Below are 18891 nucleotides of genomic sequence, written 5' to 3'. Positions count from 1 at the left end.
ATATGGATAAGACCATATGGTTAAACGGATGAGAATATGAGGAGATAATTATGTTTATCAGTCATATCACTGATCAAAGTAGAATCGCAAGCGTGACAGCGTTAACGCTCTATGATAAAGACAAATCGGTTAAATTAATCAGTAGCCTGATCTTTTATTTAAATGCGGAACAAGGTATGCATTCAATGGTGATATATGATTGTTGTTGCCTGTTTTCGATTCCATTTCCCAGGATAATATCGAGTTATTATTATGAGTTGGCCCATACCTGAAATACCGGAACTTAAAGCAGTGTCGCCTCTGCGTTATCGGTTATGGTTTATCATTTTACTTTTAATACTGATTGCCGGCACACTGATTTATGCTTTTATAAAAGACACCACCGATTTCTATCATGCGGCGATTTATAGCAGCTTACCGTCCTTTCTGGTGTGGCTGCTATTATTTGGTGCGGTATTAAATCGCTATGAGCAATATTGCGCGGCAGCATACGCTTGGGAAGAAGCCAGTGCTGAAACTCGTTTCCAATGGCAGCAATGGAGCAGAAAACAACTGGCGGTGATCGGTAATATTATTCTGACGCCTGAGCAACAAGGTATTGCGCCGCTGTTAGGTGATGCGAAAGAGATTCCTGTTTTTCCTGAACAGGGGCGGGAATTATCTCTGCCATCGAGCGATAGACGGCAATTATTGGCTAACATTGATCAGGATTTTGAAAAACAGTGTCCGGGTTATCGTTCTCTTTTACGCCAGATTTATATTGCTTCCGAGGATCACGCTTCTTATAAGCCTGCGATATATCGACAGTGGAAAATGAGTCCTTTACCGATAATAAACCGGGATGAGATCGATAAATTATACAATGAGGATGATTTTGAAGGGCTAATAATGGTTATCGCATTCCAGTGCTGGCCTTCTGAAAACAATAAAAAAGCGTACAGTGAATTTGTCTCGGCTCAATTATTTTCGTCGACAAAATTTGCCACGCAGGAAAAACTCAATGTCCTTGCCGGTATGGGGCGAACATTACCTTCATTACCCGGAGAAATAATCAAAGACTTACAGATATTGTTTGAATATAACCGTATTGATAAAAATAACATGCGGCACCTTTGGATAACGGGTGTCACGAATGATGCTCTGACTGAACTGACAATTAACAGTCATGACTCTGCGTTTAATCTTTTTACCGAAAATTCGGTTCATTTAATCGATCATACTTTTGGTCCTCCGGGACCGCTATCGATATTTTTGGCATCAGCCATGCTAACTAAGGCAATTAGCTTGATCGGTAGCGATCATATCGTTATCAATCAATTACCTGAGGGGAGCGCTAGCCTCTATTTAATGACTAAGGAATTACATCAATGAAAGTTAATCGTCATCACCAATATGGCTATTTTGGGTATATTTTTATTACCCTTAGCCTTGCTGGGATATTTCTCATGTTGATCTACTTGAATCAAACATTACTTGAGGAGCGAGGGCTGCTTAAATCCGCATGGTATGCCTACGCCACAGTTTTTCCGATCCTATTAATAGGCTTATTTGGCAATGCTGTCTGGTGGCATATTCGGCAGAATAAAGCACAGAAAAAACTCAGACCTGAAATCGAGCGGGCAGCGGGTCGCTCTAGCCAGGCCGCTTTGGTATTGAGTGATTTGGGCGATCGCATGCGCCTCCGTTACGGGCGGTTCTGGTGGTATAGAGTCCGCATTTTACTGGTGGTGGGCGAAGTGGAGCAGGTGGAAGCCATCGCGCCGGGGCTGACCACGGCGTATTGGCAGGAAGGTTATCGCTCGTTGTTGCTCTGGGGCGGCAGTTTGCAAGCTGAACTGGATACCGCTCAGTTGATGGCGCTGCGTCGCCTGCGCCGTTACCGGCCGCTCAATGGTATTGTCTGGGCGCTGACCGAAAACCAAAGCGCGCAGCCGGTGTTGATGGATAAAGCCCTGCGGATGTTGCAAAAACAGGCCCAACAGTTACGCTGGCAGGCTCCGGTCTACCTGTGGCAGGTGTGTCACAGCATCTGGTCTCAGGAAGATCGTATCACTCAGGCCGTCGGCTGCTTTTTTCCTGAACGCTGTACCCCGGATATTGTAGAGACACAGTTGCAAGAATTGGTTGACCCGTTGCGCGAGCGCGGGATGCAGCAACTGCTGGAGAAGACGGCCCACGATTTTCTCTGTCGTCTGTCCGCGAACTTGAAACAACGGGGGATTGCTCACTGGAAACAGGTACTGACGCCGTGGTTAGCGGAGTATGGCGATGTGGTCTTGCTGCGTGGTTTGATGTTCAGTTTGCCGCTCAAGGCGCTGACGACTCGCATCCCGCAGATCTGGCTGCCCGACACCGCCTGGCAGGGGGTGTTGGAGGGCAGTCGTCGTTTCCACGGCCAGCGGGTTGGCATGCTCCGCACACAGACCGTTTGTTATGGCCTGATGGCGCTGGGCTTATTGTGGGGCGCCGGCATGGTGCTCTCCCTTTTCACCAACCGTGACCAGATAGTCGAGGTGCAGGCGGTGGTAACTGACCTCAAAACTCAGCCGGAGAATTCTGATGCCCAGTTGATAGCTTTAAAGGACCTGAGTAACGAGGTGGAACGGCTGCAATACCGGGCTGAACATGGCGTGCCGTGGTATGAGCGTTTTAGCTTGAGTCAGAATCAGAAACTGTTGACGACGGTGCTGCCCTATTATGCGCAGGTCAATAACCGCCTGATACGGGACAAAGCGGCGGCGGTGCTGCATGCGAAACTGAGCGCATTAGTGAATTTACCGCCGGGCAGCCCTTTGAGGGCCAAATGGGCGCAAGCCGGTCACGACCAGTTGAAAGCTTATCTGATGATGGCGCAGCCGGAAAAAGCGGATGCCGCGTTTTTAACCCGAATACTGAATGAAAATGAACCTGAGCGGGCCGGCATTGCCCCCGGCGTCTGGCTGGACGCGTCGTGGGGTTTGTGGAAGTTTTATGCGGAGAATCTGCCCGCGCATCCCGAATGGCGGATAACGCCGGATAAAGCGCTGGTTAAACAGGCGCGTCAGCTTTTGCTGCTCCAGCTAGGTAGGCACAATGCCGAAGCGGCGCTCTACCAGCAGATGCTGCAATCGGTGGAGAAAAATTACGCGGACCTGACACTCAACCAAATGACCGGCGACACCGATGCTGAACGGCTGTTTACCACCTCTCGCGTGATACCGGGGATGTTTACCCGTCAGGCGTGGGAAGGCGGGATACAAAAAGCGATAGCGGAGGCGGTGGCGTCACGTAAGGAAGCGATTGACTGGGTGCTGAGTGATAACCGTCAGACGGTCTCGGCTGCGGTGTCACCCGAAGAGCTGAAAGCCCGCTTGACCGCCCGTTACTTCACCGATTTTGCCGGCGTGTGGCAGGATTTTCTCAACAGTCTGCGCTGGCATAAAACCCGGAATCTGTCGGATGTTATCGACCAGCTAACCCTGATGGCGGACAGGCGTCAGTCTCCGCTGATTGCGTTGATGAACACGCTGGCCTATCAGGGGGAGACCGGACTACAGGGGCCGACGTTATCGGATTCATTGGTGAAATCCGCTAAGACGTTGCTGAATAAAAAAACGCCGCGAATGATTGACCGACAGACGGTCGGCGTGCGCGGGCCAATGAACGAGACCTTTGGGCCGTTGCTGGCGCTGATGGGAGAAAACCGGGCGGCCGGGGGAATCAAGACTGACAGCACCCTGAATTTGCAAACTTTTCTTACGCGGCTAACCGAAGTGCGGCTGAAACTGCAACAGATGAACAACAGTGATGACCCGCCGGCAATGGCGAATGCGCTGGCTAAGACGGTCTTTGAAGGGAAAAGCACCGATTTGACCGATACACAGGGCTACGGCCGCCTGATAGCCGCCAGTCTGGGGGGACAATGGCGGGGTTTTGGTCAGGCAATGTTTGTGGAGCCGTTAACGCAGGCGTGGCAGGGCGTACTGAAACCGGCGGAAGCGAATCTGAACACCCAGTGGCAGAGGGCGATAGTCGACAACTGGAACCGGGCATTCACTGGCCGTTACCCGTTTGCCAGAGGGGAAAGTGAAATCTCATTGCCGATGTTGGGGCAGTTTATTCGGTCGGATTCGGGGCGGATAGAGCAGTTTTTGACGCGTCAGCTAGGCGGGATAGTGCATAAAGCGGGTAACCAGTGGGTGGTGGATGAAGTGAGCGGTCAGGGCGTGCAGGTTAACCCGGATTTTTTGAAAGCGATAAATCAGCTCAGTCAGCTATCGGACCTGTTGTTTGCCGATGGCAGTCAGGGGCTGCGGTTTGAACTGCGGGCCAAACCGGTTCGGGATGTAGCGGAAACTGACCTGACGATAGATGGACAGCAATTGCGTTATTTTAACCAGATGGAAAGCTGGCAGAGTTTTCGCTGGCCGGGCGAGACCGATGAACCGGGGGTGACGCTGATGTGGACCAGTGTCAATACCGGGGCAAGGTTGTTCGGTGATTACCAGGGGAACTGGGGGCTGATCCGCTGGCTGGCGCAGGCAAAAGCGGAGAGACTGGATGAAAGCCGTTACCGCCTGATATTTACTGCCCCGGATGGATTGCCATTAACCTGGATTTTGCGCACAGAACTGGGCGAAGGGCCGCTGGCATTATTAAAACTGCGCGGATTTAAATTGCCGAAAAATATCTTTGCGGTAAAACCGGGTAGTCACAGGACAATATCAGCGGTAAATGACGATGATCTGATAGCGGAATAATGCATGCTATTGGGAATAAATAAGAAAATAGCGTAATCGTTAACTTTTTTCGTTAACAGACTAGCTGTCAGGATAGATATTAATACAGATATTCCGATAAAGATTTTTGTCTATATAATTGAAAAGCCTGATGATATTTTTCTCATTGAAGAAGGAATATTACTATGGGGTAAATGAGGTTTAAAAAGGAGTGATGAGATTGAAACAGAGATAATCTATTGGATAGAATGAAAATAATAATTGTTCTTATGGGGACCTGATTATAACAGCGTATTCAGGTCGCCTTCATTTTATGGCAATCAAGGTAAGTTTATTTTTGTCAATAAATGGTTTGAAATACGTGACTAAAGTGATCCCAATAATTTTCCTGCCGAGCGTGATGGGGAGTAATCTAAAATCGAAAGATAATATCTAGGTCTGGCTGGTAAATTCTAAGTTTGGTGTTGCAAGTTGAATGGCAAAGAATGCTTCTTATAGGAAAGAGCTGTTAGATCCTCAAAACACCGATATTTATGATTCTGGGGCAATAAATAATTATATCGCCGAAGATAGGAAATTCTTTATAGAAAAAAATGATAACGGGAACCTTCATATTAGTGGAAGGGCTAAATCACTAGCGAGTGTTGCAACGGACAACGTGTATATTGCAAGGGGTATAATGTATACTGGAGACGTTTGCGGCAAGGCGTGGCTAAATGTACAACTGTTACAAAACGCTATGGATGCCCCAAAGATCATTGGCTAAGAAAGTGCCGGATTAATCCGATGTATCAGATGTGAAACAGCAGAAAGAACACACAAGAGGTCTGAATGAATTCAGAGAGAATAGCTTTCATTTTTCCCGCCACAAAGGATGCCAGAGGTAGGGAAGAACCGATACTCAGTTTTCGATGTACAGCATTACCTGTTGAAACGAAAGTTACTATTGCTGTCGCTTTTGTTGGGCTTCACCAATCTAAAGACTATCTAATTTCTATAGATATTACTGACAAAAACGGCACAACAATTCTACATGGTCGAGCAGAAGAAATACCCGTAAAAATATCAGTAACTGCTGATGATATTGAAGCAGAACCGACAGATGTGCCTGGGTTTTTGAGTGCTTCGGCTTCAATTAGAGTAATAAATACAGGTATTTATGCAATAAAATGTTCTATAGCCCGTGCTGATACACCTGACGAGACTATTCATAAATCAGAAGCTCACTTTAGAATGATTTCATTGGAGGCGCGCAATGGATAGTGAAAATTCTGTCATTGATGGCGTGCGATTTTCTAATGGCCGGTGGTTGGCTGATAGTGTTTCGCTAAGTAGACATTTACTTGATAATGGTTCATCATTCAAACATGGTAGCGGAGATGGGGGAGGTGGAAATATGTTGGAAGCTCGTGTAGCAAGGCTTGAGTCTGATGTTGAGCATATCAAAACTACCATGAGTGATATGAAGTCTGACCTGAAATCAGTCACCGGTGATGTTGGCTCAATAAAGACCGACATTGCTTTAATACTACAAAAAATAGATAACCTCTCTTCATCCGTAGAAAAGAAAGCAAGCTCTGAGCAAGTAACAGAACTGGATGGTAAGATTTCAAAAAGACCAACAGAAGAACAAGTAGATCTGAAAATTTCAAAAATAGACACAAAAATTGGCGGCTTAGAGAAGAAAATTGGTGATCTTAAAGTATGGTTTTTGACCATATTACTATTTTCAATAGCAATGCCCATCATTATGTTTTTACTTAATCTTTACTTTAAGAAATAATTATTTAAACACCTATTCACCATCTAACAATTAAACCGCTTAACTGCGGTTTTTGTATAGTGAGGTCACTCATTGGTTAAGTTAACAAAGCAAGAAATAAAGCAGATCAGTGCCCAGTATATCAGTTGTGATGCTTCAAATAATTTTCCATCCGAAGTTTCCTATTTAATGAAAAAGCATCAAGTCTCCAGGAGCGCGATACGCATTGATGCACGTCATCCTTGCGGGGAAGATTGCATCTTTATAAAAAAAAACGGAGTGGAGTTTTGGGGCGGTTACATTGATGATCAGTTTTATGAAGAAATGAACTCATAACTTGTTCTATATGGGGTTTTTTATGGAGTTTTTGTATGCCAGTATCAATAGAATCAATAACCGGCGATTTATCCAAGGTGTTGTTAGTGACAGCAAATCACTTTTATTACAGCTTCGAATTGCGGTACCCGGAATAATGCATGCTATTGGGGATAAATGAAGAAATAGCATAATCGTTAACTGTTTTCGTTAATAAAATACTCAGTAAGGAAGGAATACTGCTATGGAGTAAATGAGGTTTAAAAAGGAGTGATGAGATGAGGTTGAATCGGATATAATTTATTGAATAAAGTAAAAATAGGAATTTTTCTAGACTCGGCTGACTTTGAAATTGCTACTGATGCAGATAAAGCTGTTTTACTCGAATGGAAAAAGTACAGAGTATTGCTTACTCGTGTAGATGTGAATCAAGCGCCTGATGTGGAATGGCCGGAAGTGCCGAAAACTGCGAGCAAGATCACTACATTTACACAGTCTCAGTAAAATATTTATTCATTGAATTTGTTACACTATTCCCTATTTAATGAAAAATCAAGGGAGTTAATATATGAGATTTGGGAAGGGTTTGGTATTTATTTTATCAAGTTTATTGTACTCTTTTTCCGCAAATGCTGATATTTCGGAATATACAGAGAGAATTGAATGCAATAAAAGTCATAACTCCTTTACTATCAGGAAGCTCAAACATTCTAGCGATATATATGGTTTAGTGTGTTATCAGTTGAAAGATATAACTTCCTGGGCTACTGATGATGGAATGAAAATTACAACATATGTTATCCCGGATACTAAAAAATTAGTCGCTATATTTACACTGGAGGAGGATAAGCCAAAAAATAGTGAGCCTAAAAGTAGCATTAGAGTAATTTATGTTGACGAAGGTGGAGCTATCGTTAAAAAAGATATTATCACACAGCGTTATACAAAAGATCCTAGAATGACTTTATCTAATATGAAAATTATAGATTATGAACACTACAGCAAAACTGTCTATTTTGAAGTTCCTGCCTGGGATGAAAATAATGCTATATATGCTTTTTCTATCCCGCCTGATAATAATTACGATAATGTGCGTGAAAAATATATTACAGATGGAAGTTTGACGTTTATAAATGTAACTAATTTTTCACACAATAATAACCACGGCAATGACATAGTTGTTAAAAGAGGAGTTATCAAAGAGGATGGAGAGCTTTCTTACGGTGAATATTGGGTTTCGTCAAAAGGCAAAACTATTTGTGAATTGGATACAGATTTAGAAGGCTGGAAAATTTATATGCTATGTAAAAATTAGTGTCTGGTGGGGTAAACATGGTTGATAGCTCCATAATAGGGCTTTCTGGTTACCTTGACAATTTATTTTGGGAGCTAGTACTTTTCCTCTGTAATAGCTCCTTTATCTTTCAGTTTTGCGGGCTTATCTAACTGAATTGTTAGCTTTGAAGCATGAATAAATTGAGTAGGAGAATAATTAGCCCGATTTGTTTTATTTATCTCATTTTCTAATTTTGGAGGTTAATATATGAATTCCTCATAAATAGAGGATATGGGAAGAGATGGGAATAATAAGAAGAAAATAGTTTAAAGATGTTAGATATGTATCTATGAATATATTTTCCATCCAAAAACATTGAATGAATTATTATTGCCAATTATACAAAAATAGTTAATGTCATAAGCAATAAGAATACTGCATTATTATTTTTCTGAACTAGACTTTGATTAGTCCGAATTACAGGAGATTATTTTTACAATAATTCAAGATGTTGATTATAAAATAACATTATTTAATTCCAGGGGGGTATATGAGTTACAGAAATGATTTTAAGGCTTTTTCTATTAGTAATAATGCAAATGTCGTGAGTCAGAGATTATATGAAGAAAGTAAGGATTTACTGACTGGATTTCCACCAAATGATGTCCCATCTCACTTATTAAATAAGGTATTACGTCAATCATCATCCATATCATCTGTTTTGGCTGATTTCATCTCGACACAATCTGGCGAGGATGTTCTTGATGATGGGGATATAGCTAAACTCACCGCACAATTAAATAGAGCTTTAGAACGAAAAACCATAACAAAAATTCCCGATGCTTCATTAACACAAAAGGGTGTTGTCCAGCTCACAAATGTGATTGGCAATAGCGATACATTGGCGGTTACACAAAAGCTTGCTCAGGAAATAGTAAATTCATTGCGTGAAGATATTAATAGTAGTAAAGCTAATGATATACCCGTAGGTACTCCTATTCCTTGGCCGACTGCTATACCGCCGACTGGGTGGTTTCAATGTAATGGAGCGGTCTTTGATAAATCGAAATTTCCGAAGTTAGCCGAAGCCTACCCTGACGGTAAATTACCTGATTTAAGAGGCGAGTTTATTCGTGGCTGGGATGATAGACGTGGTGTTGATGTGGGGCGTGGGGTGTTGTCGTGGCAGGGGGACGCCATTAGAAATATCACAGCATCAGTAACAGGACGTACAGTAAATGTGTCAGGAAGAATATTTTCAGGCAAGGTATCTGGAGCATTTTCAACATCAGGTGAATACGGTGAATACAGTGCAGGGGATAGCCGGTCAATGAGTGCAGTAGGTGCACGTGATCGACTTGCAGAGTTATCGTTTGATGCATCTCGTACTGTGCCGACTGCGAATGAAAATCGACCCCGCAACGTTGCATTTAATTACATAGTGAGAGCAGCATAATGAGTCATAATATTTTCTTATCAAAGCGGCCCATAAATTGCTGAAATGAGCCGCAAATAAAAATCATCATTATCTCTTAGCCAGAAAGGGGGCGGTATATAGGAGAGTTGATATCCAGATAATTGCAGTGATAAACATAACAATCATCTTGGTGAAACGCCAGTAAAATGGCTTTGGGGGTGTAGCGATGGGAATAGGTAATTTGGTATTTTGGGGCTGATTATTATCTTGTTCGTTATCTTGAGATGACAGGATAAAACGATAGCCTTGTCGGTATACAGTGTGTATGGCTTCACCGAGATCACAATAGCGTAACGTTCGGCGTAACTTACAGATTAATTGCAATAAATTAGTTTCTGCTACGCCGTTTTTGCGTTCGGGCCAAACCAGAGGAATCAATTGTTCCCGATTTAATGTCTTCCCTTGTGAGGCATGTTCCCACAATGCAAGTAGCAGGCGTTTCTCTTTTTCAGTAATGATAAATACATTTTTACCATAAATTATTTTGTTTGAGTCACAGTCTAAATAAACATCTCTAGTTATTTTCAACATAACGCATTCTCTGCCTCTGTTTAATGTTTGTCTATTCGCTATAGCCAGGATGGCTCAATTAGGCTTATGCCCGATAGAACTTATATAGTTTTCCCATGAGTAATGCAAGAAAATAAATTATTTAAAATCTTTTATTTTATTTTGTCATGTGAGTTATTTTTCTGTTTTTTATTTATAAATAAAAATAATGATAATTAATTATTAGTTTTATTTATATTGTGATGATTGTGCTTCTATTGTCCATGAAGTGATGGAGGGCTTATAAATATAGATAAAATATTTTTAGGTATTATTGATTGTATATAAATTCATTTTGTAAAAATAAGTGAATAGATATCCATGAGAAATAATGCTGTGAATTGAGGGTAATTTCCATATGTAATTGAATTAATAGATAAAAAATTGATAAAAATAATTATTTTTTATTTTTAACTTTTATTTGGCGGTATTTGAGTGATTACTGTTCAACAAGTAGTTTAAAGCTCCAACAGTGTGATGTTTATCACGTATTAACTTACGTTAATCAGTAGTCAGGTCGCCTCATTCCCTTGAATGAGGGTTTGGATATTAAAGCACGGTGAATACACAAGTCAGGCATTAGGCATGATACCTAAGGGCGGTAGCGTACCTAAAATGATGTGTGTTTTAACCCAGTTATGAATTTAACTCTTAAGGAAATAACAATGTCTACAACTGCCGATCAAATTGCTGTTCAATACCCCATTCCAACTTATCGTTTTGTCGTGACTGTTGGTGATGAGCAAATGTCTTTTCAAAGTGTATCGGGATTAGATATTAGCTATGACACGATTGAATATCGTGATGGAATTGGTAATTGGTTACAAATGCCCGGTCAACGCCAGAGACCAACCATTACCTTAAAGCGCGGTATTTTTAAAGGGCAATCTAAATTGTACGATTGGATTAACTCTATTTCGCTTAATCAGATAGAGAAGAAAGATATTTCTATTAGTCTCACCGATGAAACAGGTTCAAACCTGCTGATTACTTGGAATATTGCTAATGCTTTCCCAGAAAAACTAACCGCCCCCAGTTTTGATGCCACCAGTAATGAAGTTGCGGTGCAGGAAATAAGTTTGAAAGCCGATCGGGTGACTGTTGAATTCCATTAATACATTGTTTGGCGTCAGGACTGTTTGTTGTCAGGAATAGTCTGGCACGTCAATGCAGTGCTTTTTAAAGGCGAATATTATGACAATTGATACATCTTATCCGGGTGTCTATATTGAAGAAGATGCTTCATTGGCACTCTCTGTCCGTTCCAGTGCAACGGCGGTACCTGTTTTTGCAGTTGCAAATGATAATAAATTTTTATCCGCAGATTATATCCGTATCAGTAGTTGGCTGGACTATTTGACACGAAAAGGTGGGCAATTTGATCCTGATGATAAGCTTGATGTTTCACTACGTGCCTATTTTATTAATGGCGGTGGATATTGTTATCTTATTAAAACCGAAGAGTTAGTAAACCAAGTTCCGAAGCTGGATGATGTTACATTGCTGGTTGCTGCCGGAGAGAATATTACTACTGCTGTAGATACACTTTGCCAACCGGGCAAAGGATTAAAAGGATTATTTGCCATTTTTGATTTTGATGTCCCAGACACTCAAATAACTTTGGACCAAAAACCCGATGAAGTACTTAAGACTTATACCGCTACCGCCTATGGCGCAGTTTATTATCCTTGGTTGACCGCTGAGTGGGGAGAAAAAGATAAAGAAGGGAAAAGAGCTAGCGTTAATATTCCACCCAGCGCAGTAATGGCCGGTATTTATGCCAGTGTCGATAATAGTCGGGGTGTTTGGAAAGCACCGGCTAACGTCCCTATTCAAGGAGGATTACAACCTAAATATCCGGTGACTGATGACCTGCAAGGACAATATAACAAAGATAACGCTAAAGCGTTGAATATGATTCGTACCTTTCCTAAGAGTGGCACATTGGTGTGGGGGGCTCGTACGCTTGAGGGCAGTGATAACTGGTGTTATATCCCGGTTCGCCGTCTGTTTAACAGTGTAGAGCGAGATATTAAAAATGCCATGAGTTTCGCGGTCTTTGAACCGAACAGTCAACCCACTTGGGAAGCGGTGCGTCGAGCTATCGATAATTATCTCTATTCCCTCTGGCAACAAGGGGGATTGGTGGGTAATAAAGCTGAACAGGCTTATTTTGTTCATATTGGTAAAGGTATCACCATGACTGATGACAATATTAAACATGGTGAAATGATCGTTAAAGTGGGTATGGCGGCAGTTCGTCCAGCCGAATTTATTATCTTGCAGTTTACACAGAATATGAACCAATAGAAGGGAAGGAATATGGCCACACAAACTTCTACTCCTGGCGTCTATATTGAAGAAGATGCATCACCAGCGCTTTCTGTTAGTCAAGGAAGCACGGCAATCCCGGTTTTTATTGGGCGTTTTTCACCGAAAAAACCTAGTACGACTACGACGCCACAAGTGACACGTGTTAGTAGCTGGTTGGATTTCACTAACCAGTTTCATGTAGGTTGTGTTACGTCAATAGTTATTAAATCAACTCCTCCCCCTGCCTCTAAAAAATCTAGGAAAGTTGAAAAAGTTGAAGGTGATATATCAGCCGAAAATGAAGAAGTTAATAGCGATCCAGAAGAAGAAAAAAAAACCGATTACACTTACGAGGTGACAGTTAATTACACAACAAGCAGTGATGCCTTAAAACTTTATTTTCAAAATGGCGGTGGGCCTTGTTATATCCTGCCGATTGCTAAGTCGGAAGATACTAAAACTCTGGCCTTAATCCCTGAGTTAATTAAGCAAGCTTTAGAAATTACTTTAATCGTCTGTCCTGAACAAGATTCTAATTACCAGAGCAGGATATATAACAGTCTGACACCTTCATTATTGGATGAGGGCTATTTCCTTATCGCTGATAATCAGAATAAAACATCCACTATCAGCACTAACGTATCCTCACAAACCGCAACGTATTATCCTGCGATAAAAGTCTCACAGCTTATGCAAACGGAAGAGAGCCTTATAGCTGTTTCAGGTTATCAGGATGCAAAAGCAGCTAATGTTACCAATCTGACGGAACTCAAAGAGAAAAACCCGGATGTCTATCGAAAAGCTATTGATGCAATACAGCACATAAGCAAAATGATTCCTGTCAGTGCAGTCATGGCCGGTGTCTATTGCGCCACTGATGCCAACCGTGGCGTTTGGAAAGCACCGGCTAACATTGTGCTGAATGGGATTAGCGATGTGGCCGAGCGACTCACTGACGATGACCAAAAAGTCATGAACCCGACAGGAATTAATGCCATCCGTTATTTCAGCAACAAAGGTTTTGTTGTCTGGGGCGCACGTACCCTGAAAAAAGATGATGACAACTGGTGTTACATTCCGGTACGGCGTCTATTTAATGCGGCGGAACGGGATATCAAACAGGCAATGCGAATTGCCGTCTTTGAACCCAATAGTCAACCGACTTGGGAGCGAGTACGGTCAGCCATTGACAATTACCTCCATCAACTTTGGCAACAAGGGGCGCTGGTCGGTAGTAACCCCCAAGAAGCCTATTTTGTCCAAATTGGTCAAGGTGTCACTATGTCTGACGACGACATTACACATGGAAGAATGATCGTCAAGGTTGGCATGGCGGCAGTCCGTCCGGCTGAATTTATTATCCTGAAATTTTCGCAAAAAGTAGCACAGTAACCGTACTGGGGCGCGGTTTGCCGCGCCTGTCCTGTAGAGGAAACGATAATGGAAATAAAACAGCCGGGCGTGACAATCGCGGAGAAGCTGATATCCCAGACGCCAGATGATGCATTTATGGGTATACCGGTTTTTATTGGTTATATTCCAAAAATTTCGGCCAGTAAAACCCGTTCGGGTAGTAAAACCATAGTTAAATTAAACAGCCTGACCGACTTTACCCTAAAATTTCACGAGTCAGGATTAATGTACTACTCTGTGCGCCACTTTTTTGAAAATGGCGGTCAACAAGCCTATGTACTGCCGCTGGCCTCTGATGAACCACTGAACGATTTTCAATCATTGATCACTGCGCTGCGACAAAATTGGCTTAAGCAGGCTATTGCCGCGGAAAGTACTATCACCCTGATTATCGTTCCTGATGTTGTCCTGTTTAATCAAATGGAAGAACTAGGTGCTGACATCGATCTTTGGCTACAGTTTTGGCAGTCAGTACTCGACCTTTGCAAGAGCCGACGTGGCATCATGGGATTGCTGGATGCCCCGGATGATCCGGTACCGGCCGCTACATGTTTAGAGCAGTTTTCCTCAAGCGATCGGCAATGGGGCGCGGTATATTGGCCGGGACTGAAAACCACATATCAAGAAAATGGTCAACATATCATCCTTTCGCCTACCGCGGCGGTGGCTGCGGTTATCCAAAGTAATGATAATCAGCAAGGTATCTGGACCGCTCCGGCCAACGTGGCTTTAGCTAAGGTGGTCAGCCCAATACGCTCCTTTATTGAAGCTGATGCGCTCTTTAATCAGAATGGCACTTCGTTGAATCTGGTTCGCAGCTTCCCCGGTAAAGGAATTAAAGTCTGGGGATGCCGAACTCTGGACAACCTCCCCGATTCTCCCTGGCGCTATATCCAAACTCGCCGCTTGGTCTCCTATATCGAAGCGCATATCACCCGATTAGGCCGGGCTTTTGTTTTCGAACCCAACAACGCCATCACCTGGATGAAACTTAAGGGCCAAACCTACAACTGGTTGCATCAATTATGGTTAAAAGGTGGGCTGCTAGGTACCCACGAAGAACAGGCATTTGACATATTACTCGGCGTTGACGAATCAATGAGTGAAGCGGATCTGCGAGCCGGGAAAATGATCATGAAAATCAAACTGGCTCTACTCATTCCGGCGGAATTTATTGAACTGAGTTTGACGTTTGATACACGTACCGGGATAACGGGATTAAATTAAACAGGGGCAAAATATGAACAATCTATACACCCCGTCTGTGTCACATCGTTTTATCGCCAGTTTTCTGTTTAACAACATTCCCAGTCCGCTTGATATTGCCTTTCAGCGTATATCGGGACTTAGCCGTGAACTGCAAACCACGCAACACAGCCAGGGCGGGGAAAATGCCAGAAACGTTTGGCTGGCCGAGAAGATCCAGCACGGTAGTTTGGTATTGGAGCGTGGTGTTATGACGGTTACACCGCTTACTCTGATATTTGATCGTGTCTTGCGTGGAGAAAAAGCGGTTTATGCTGATGTGGTCATCATGTTGCTGAATGAAAATTTTTTACCGGTGGCAAGCTGGACTGTGAGTAACGCGTTACCGGTTCGTTGGTCTACCGGTGACTTTGATGCTAATAGCAATGCTGTTTTGGTGAACTCCCTAGAGTTACGTTATCAGGATATGCGCTGGTTAGGAGTGAAAGCATGACTGTAGAAATTAAGGAACTGATTATTCAGGCTAAAGTCACCGATTCTGCGAGTGATTTAGCATCTCCGCGAACATTAGCCCAAGAAGCGTTAGATGACGCTCTCCTGATTGAAAGGATTAAACGGGAGGTGTTAGAGGCATTACGTGAAACAGGAGGCCAGTATGAGCTTAATTGAACGTAGCCTGTCCAAACTCACGCTGACTGCTTTTAAAGATCGGGAAGGTAAAATCTTGGTGGGCAGTTTACCGGTGATGTATAACCCTGATGCGATCCAGTTCAATTATCAAGCCAATTATAAAAACGATGAAAGCATTACCCATATTCACCAAAGCAACCACCATGTGTCATCTCAGCCTGCGGGCCTGTCATTAGATTTATTGTTTGATGCATCGATGCCCGGCAACAGTACGCCGATAGAAACCCAACTGTCGACGCTGAAAACCCTCTGCGCCGTTGATGCCGGTACCAAAGTCCCGCATTTTCTTAAAATCAAATGGGGCAAAATGCGTTGGGAAAATAAAGGTTATTTTGCCTGCCGGGCCAGTGGTCTCAGTATTCATTACACCTTGTTTGACCGGGACGCCATGCCATTACGGGCAATTGCTGCCTTATCGCTGGTGGCGGATGAGAGCTTTGTTATTCAGTCCACTGAGCAGCAGTTAAAATCGCCACCGGCTACCGCGGTTAGCGTCACCGATATGCTCTCTCTACCATTGATTGCACTGGGCGCGGGTGCGGCTCTGGCGGGGGGTATCGATTATCTTTCGCTGGCTTGGCAAAACGATCTGGATAATCTTGATGATTTCACGCCGGGACAAACGCTGCAAGCACGGAGGGAAGCATGAAGATACCCACGCTCGCGATTAAGATAGGCGGCAAAACGCTCAATCAGTTTACGGTTATCAGTTTGTCAGTCAATTACCCTATCAATGGCATTCCTTCGGCTAACGTCACTTTGGCTATTATTGGTGATACCAGTCATATTTTTGATGCTAAGGCGCAGGCAGAGTTGGCAAATTGTCGCCCGAATCATGAAATTATTGTGCAGATGCAAACAAATGTGTTGTTTAAAGGGATCATTGTTCAGCAGACATTGAAGATTAAAGGTCAGGACAGTTTAATGATTCTGACAGCAAAGCATCCACTGCAAAAATTAACCCATAGTTTCCACTCTCAACTATTCAATAAGCAGAGTGATGAGGCGATTATCAAAAAGCTATTCAGCCAAGCCGGTGTGCCTGTCGCGATAAAACAAGCGCCTCAACTTAAAACGGTACATGAGCAAATGGTGCAGTTTCGTTGCAATGATTGGACATTCTTAAAGAGCCGACTGAGTGCTACCAATATCTGGCTGATCCCCGGCCATGATGTTATTACGTTGGCAACACCGGAATCACTTAATCGGTCAACCGTGCACACCATTCGTCAGCGCGGCGATATTCGGGACATTGTGCTGTTTGAAGCGAATCTGCAATGGGATAATCAGCGCAGCCCCAAAGCGGTAAGTGTACAGTCTTGGGACATTAACCAGCAAAAGCTGTCTCAGGCAGTTCAGGCGAAGCATAGTGGGTTTGGCGGCGGTCAACTTGCTACCGACACGCTGAAACCGCTGACCGATCAAGAGTGGCAATGGATTTTCAGCAGCCCATTGGATAATGAACAAACCAGGCAGTTTACTCAAAGCATCATGGGCAACCGACGTAGCCATAATATATCCGGCAGTTTTGAGGTTGCAGGCAATGATCGCTATCAACCGGGTGATGTTTTGGCATTAACTGGCTTCGGGCAGGGAATGGATGGTCAGGCGATTATCACCGGCGTCAGCCAGATCATCAACCAGCGGCAAGGTTGGCGCACCCGGTTAACGTTAGGCATGCAATCAGACGTAGAACAGGTTGTACCTCAGGTTAAAGAGCTGCATATCGGGATCGTAGAAAAATATCAACAGGATAGCCAATCGCTAGGTCGTATTCCGGTCAAAATACCGGCTTTAAACTTAACCAATGGCACGCTGTTTGCCCGTTTAGGTAAACCTTACGCCAGTCATGACAGTGGATTCTGCTTCTACCCGGAACCGGGGGATGAGGTGATTATCGGTTTCTTTGAATGTGATCCTCGTTTTCCGGTGATATTAGGCGCCATGCATAACCCTAAAAATAGATCACCGTTAGAACCCAGTGAAAAGAATTTGGTGAAAACATTAGTGATTAAACAGGGAGAGCATCAGCAAGCATTAATATTCGATAATAAAGATAATACGCTCGCATTTAATAGTGGAAAAAATACCTTATCTTTGCAACAGGATAAAGATATCACCATTAATTCCGCTAAAAATCTCATTACTCAGGCGCAGGAAATTAATATTCAAGCCGAAAAATCCCTATCAGCCGCTGGAAAATCTGGGGTTGATATTAAAGGGGCGAAAATTAATTTAACACAATAATAGGTTAAATAAGATGGCAGATAAAATATTAGCCGATATTTATGGTCGGGGCTGGACATTTCCGCCACAGTTTTCTAATCAGACCGGAATCATCATGGCAGAAGGAGCAGAACATGTTCGCCAGAGTATGAAAGTTCTTTTTCTGACGGAACCTGGCGAGCGGATTATGCGTGAAGATTACGGTTGTGGCCTAAATGATTATATGTTTGAAAATATCAGTGATGAACTGATGGCTCATATTCAAACTCGTATTGAAGAGCGAGTATTACGTTATGAACCCCGCGCAGAAATTACTGAAATTCAGGTGAATCAAAAAATAGATTTGCCTAATACCCTGCATATACAGGTGAGCTATGCCCTGAGAGGCAGCGACATTAGCCAGCAAATTGAAGGTATTCTTGAAATTGGCGAAGGAGAAGTGATTTTATGAGTAAACAACTGGTGGTTGATGGCGACACTTTGCTGTTCGAACCCTTGTTCGGTAACCGGCAGGTCACCATTCTGGGGCCGACAATCATCCGGGGCAGCGGTCATGCCAAAATCCAAGGTAAAAAGATTGTGATGATGGGTGATGAAAAAAAGGTCCAATTTCAGGCGCAATATATTACCCCTAGCCATCCGGTACCCGGGATGGGCATGGTTACCATTGCTCAATTGGATACTAGCCAGCAGGTAAGCTTTTGTCGTAGCCCTGTCACGGTAATTGTTGTCGGGCAGCAATTTATTGCCCGTTTTACCCCATCGCAGCCGGCAAATAACCCATCGAGCGGCCCGGATATAACCGCACCCAGTATGGGAAAAGGCCGATTTATTGCCGGTCAATACGCTGTCAGTGCCGGATAAATAACGCTTTAATTTATTTTTAAATAATAATTGTCTCCTGAAAACATATTAAAGTTATATTCAAATAACGGGTGGTATAAAT

20 protein-coding genes are annotated in these 18891 nt (G+C 43.3%); 19 read left to right on the top strand and 1 reads right to left on the bottom strand.

Annotated features, from left to right (window positions below):
* The first annotated feature begins 252 nt into the window (after positions 1 to 252).
* From B0X70_RS12780 to B0X70_RS12740, 9 genes are all read left to right on the top strand, one after another.
* Positions 253 to 1371 (top strand): KPHS_23130 family T6SS system protein, encoded by a 1119-nt coding sequence (locus tag B0X70_RS12780; RefSeq protein ID WP_217469503.1) that lies wholly within the window; start codon positions 253 to 255, stop codon positions 1369 to 1371.
* Positions 1368 to 4739, top strand: coding sequence for an ImcF-related family protein (locus tag B0X70_RS12775; RefSeq protein WP_217469502.1), 3372 nt, complete (start codon positions 1368 to 1370; stop codon positions 4737 to 4739). Before B0X70_RS12780 ends, B0X70_RS12775 begins: the two co-directional genes overlap by 4 nt.
* A 454-nt stretch (positions 4740 to 5193) precedes the next feature.
* Complete coding sequence (locus B0X70_RS12770; RefSeq protein WP_217469501.1) at positions 5194 to 5484, top strand: hypothetical protein; 291 nt, start codon at positions 5194 to 5196, stop codon at positions 5482 to 5484.
* Positions 5485 to 5549: 65 nt separating this feature from the next.
* Positions 5550 to 5981 (top strand): hypothetical protein, encoded by a 432-nt coding sequence (locus B0X70_RS12765; protein ID WP_217469500.1) that lies wholly within the window; start codon positions 5550 to 5552, stop codon positions 5979 to 5981.
* Entirely contained in the window at positions 5974 to 6501 is a 528-nt protein-coding gene (locus tag B0X70_RS12760) for a hypothetical protein (RefSeq protein ID WP_246593289.1), read from the top strand. Before B0X70_RS12765 ends, B0X70_RS12760 begins: the two co-directional genes overlap by 8 nt.
* A 72-nt stretch (positions 6502 to 6573) precedes the next feature.
* Entirely contained in the window at positions 6574 to 6816 is a 243-nt protein-coding gene (locus B0X70_RS12755) for a hypothetical protein (RefSeq protein WP_246593288.1), read from the top strand.
* Between the two features lie 282 nt (positions 6817 to 7098).
* Positions 7099 to 7299: a tail fiber assembly protein gene (locus B0X70_RS12750; protein WP_036781745.1), complete on the top strand. Its 201-nt coding sequence runs from the start codon at positions 7099 to 7101 to the stop codon at positions 7297 to 7299.
* Positions 7300 to 7363: 64 nt separating this feature from the next.
* A complete protein-coding gene (locus B0X70_RS12745; RefSeq protein ID WP_217469499.1) occupies positions 7364 to 8110 on the top strand; it encodes a hypothetical protein in 747 nt (248 codons plus the stop codon).
* A gap of 511 nt (positions 8111 to 8621) precedes the next feature.
* On the top strand, positions 8622 to 9527 hold the full coding sequence (locus B0X70_RS12740; RefSeq protein ID WP_217469498.1) for a phage tail protein: 906 nt from the start codon (positions 8622 to 8624) through the stop codon (positions 9525 to 9527).
* Positions 9528 to 9596: 69 nt separating this feature from the next.
* Here B0X70_RS12740 and B0X70_RS12735 read toward each other — a convergent pair whose 3' ends face one another.
* Positions 9597 to 10079, bottom strand: coding sequence for a winged helix-turn-helix domain-containing protein (locus tag B0X70_RS12735; RefSeq protein WP_246593287.1), 483 nt, complete (start codon positions 10077 to 10079; stop codon positions 9597 to 9599).
* 683 nt (positions 10080 to 10762) lie between these two features.
* On the opposite strand from B0X70_RS12735, the gene B0X70_RS12730 reads away from it, so the two are divergent.
* From B0X70_RS12730 to B0X70_RS12685, 10 genes are all read left to right on the top strand, one after another.
* A complete protein-coding gene (locus B0X70_RS12730; protein WP_036805577.1) occupies positions 10763 to 11212 on the top strand; it encodes a phage tail protein in 450 nt (149 codons plus the stop codon).
* Between the two features lie 79 nt (positions 11213 to 11291).
* Positions 11292 to 12407: a phage tail sheath family protein gene (locus B0X70_RS12725; RefSeq protein ID WP_217469497.1), complete on the top strand. Its 1116-nt coding sequence runs from the start codon at positions 11292 to 11294 to the stop codon at positions 12405 to 12407.
* Positions 12408 to 12419: 12 nt separating this feature from the next.
* Positions 12420 to 13802 carry a phage tail sheath family protein gene (locus tag B0X70_RS12720; RefSeq protein WP_105396544.1) on the top strand — a complete coding sequence of 461 codons (1383 nt, stop codon included), beginning with the start codon at positions 12420 to 12422 and terminating at the stop codon, positions 13800 to 13802.
* A gap of 48 nt (positions 13803 to 13850) precedes the next feature.
* On the top strand, positions 13851 to 15050 hold the full coding sequence (locus B0X70_RS12715; protein WP_217469496.1) for a phage tail sheath family protein: 1200 nt from the start codon (positions 13851 to 13853) through the stop codon (positions 15048 to 15050).
* Between the two features lie 13 nt (positions 15051 to 15063).
* Positions 15064 to 15522 (top strand): phage tail protein, encoded by a 459-nt coding sequence (locus tag B0X70_RS12710; protein ID WP_046396635.1) that lies wholly within the window; start codon positions 15064 to 15066, stop codon positions 15520 to 15522.
* On the top strand, positions 15519 to 15698 hold the full coding sequence (locus B0X70_RS12705; RefSeq protein WP_040148756.1) for a DUF5908 family protein: 180 nt from the start codon (positions 15519 to 15521) through the stop codon (positions 15696 to 15698). Before B0X70_RS12710 ends, B0X70_RS12705 begins: the two co-directional genes overlap by 4 nt.
* On the top strand, positions 15685 to 16368 hold the full coding sequence (locus tag B0X70_RS12700) for a CIS tube protein (protein WP_217469495.1): 684 nt from the start codon (positions 15685 to 15687) through the stop codon (positions 16366 to 16368). The genes B0X70_RS12705 and B0X70_RS12700 overlap by 14 nt, the downstream gene beginning before the upstream one ends.
* On the top strand, positions 16365 to 17966 hold the full coding sequence (locus tag B0X70_RS12695) for a phage baseplate assembly protein V (RefSeq protein WP_217469494.1): 1602 nt from the start codon (positions 16365 to 16367) through the stop codon (positions 17964 to 17966). Before B0X70_RS12700 ends, B0X70_RS12695 begins: the two co-directional genes overlap by 4 nt.
* 13 nt (positions 17967 to 17979) lie before the next feature.
* Complete coding sequence (locus B0X70_RS12690; RefSeq protein ID WP_217469493.1) at positions 17980 to 18396, top strand: GPW/gp25 family protein; 417 nt, start codon at positions 17980 to 17982, stop codon at positions 18394 to 18396.
* On the top strand, positions 18393 to 18809 hold the full coding sequence (locus B0X70_RS12685) for a contractile injection system spike tip protein (RefSeq protein ID WP_217469492.1): 417 nt from the start codon (positions 18393 to 18395) through the stop codon (positions 18807 to 18809). Before B0X70_RS12690 ends, B0X70_RS12685 begins: the two co-directional genes overlap by 4 nt.
* Positions 18810 to 18891: the final 82 nt, after the last annotated feature.

The organism is Photorhabdus akhurstii, from assembly GCF_019090985.1.
Lineage (GTDB): Bacteria > Pseudomonadota > Gammaproteobacteria > Enterobacterales > Enterobacteriaceae > Photorhabdus > Photorhabdus akhurstii.
This window is presented reverse-complemented; position numbering and strand designations above follow the sequence as displayed.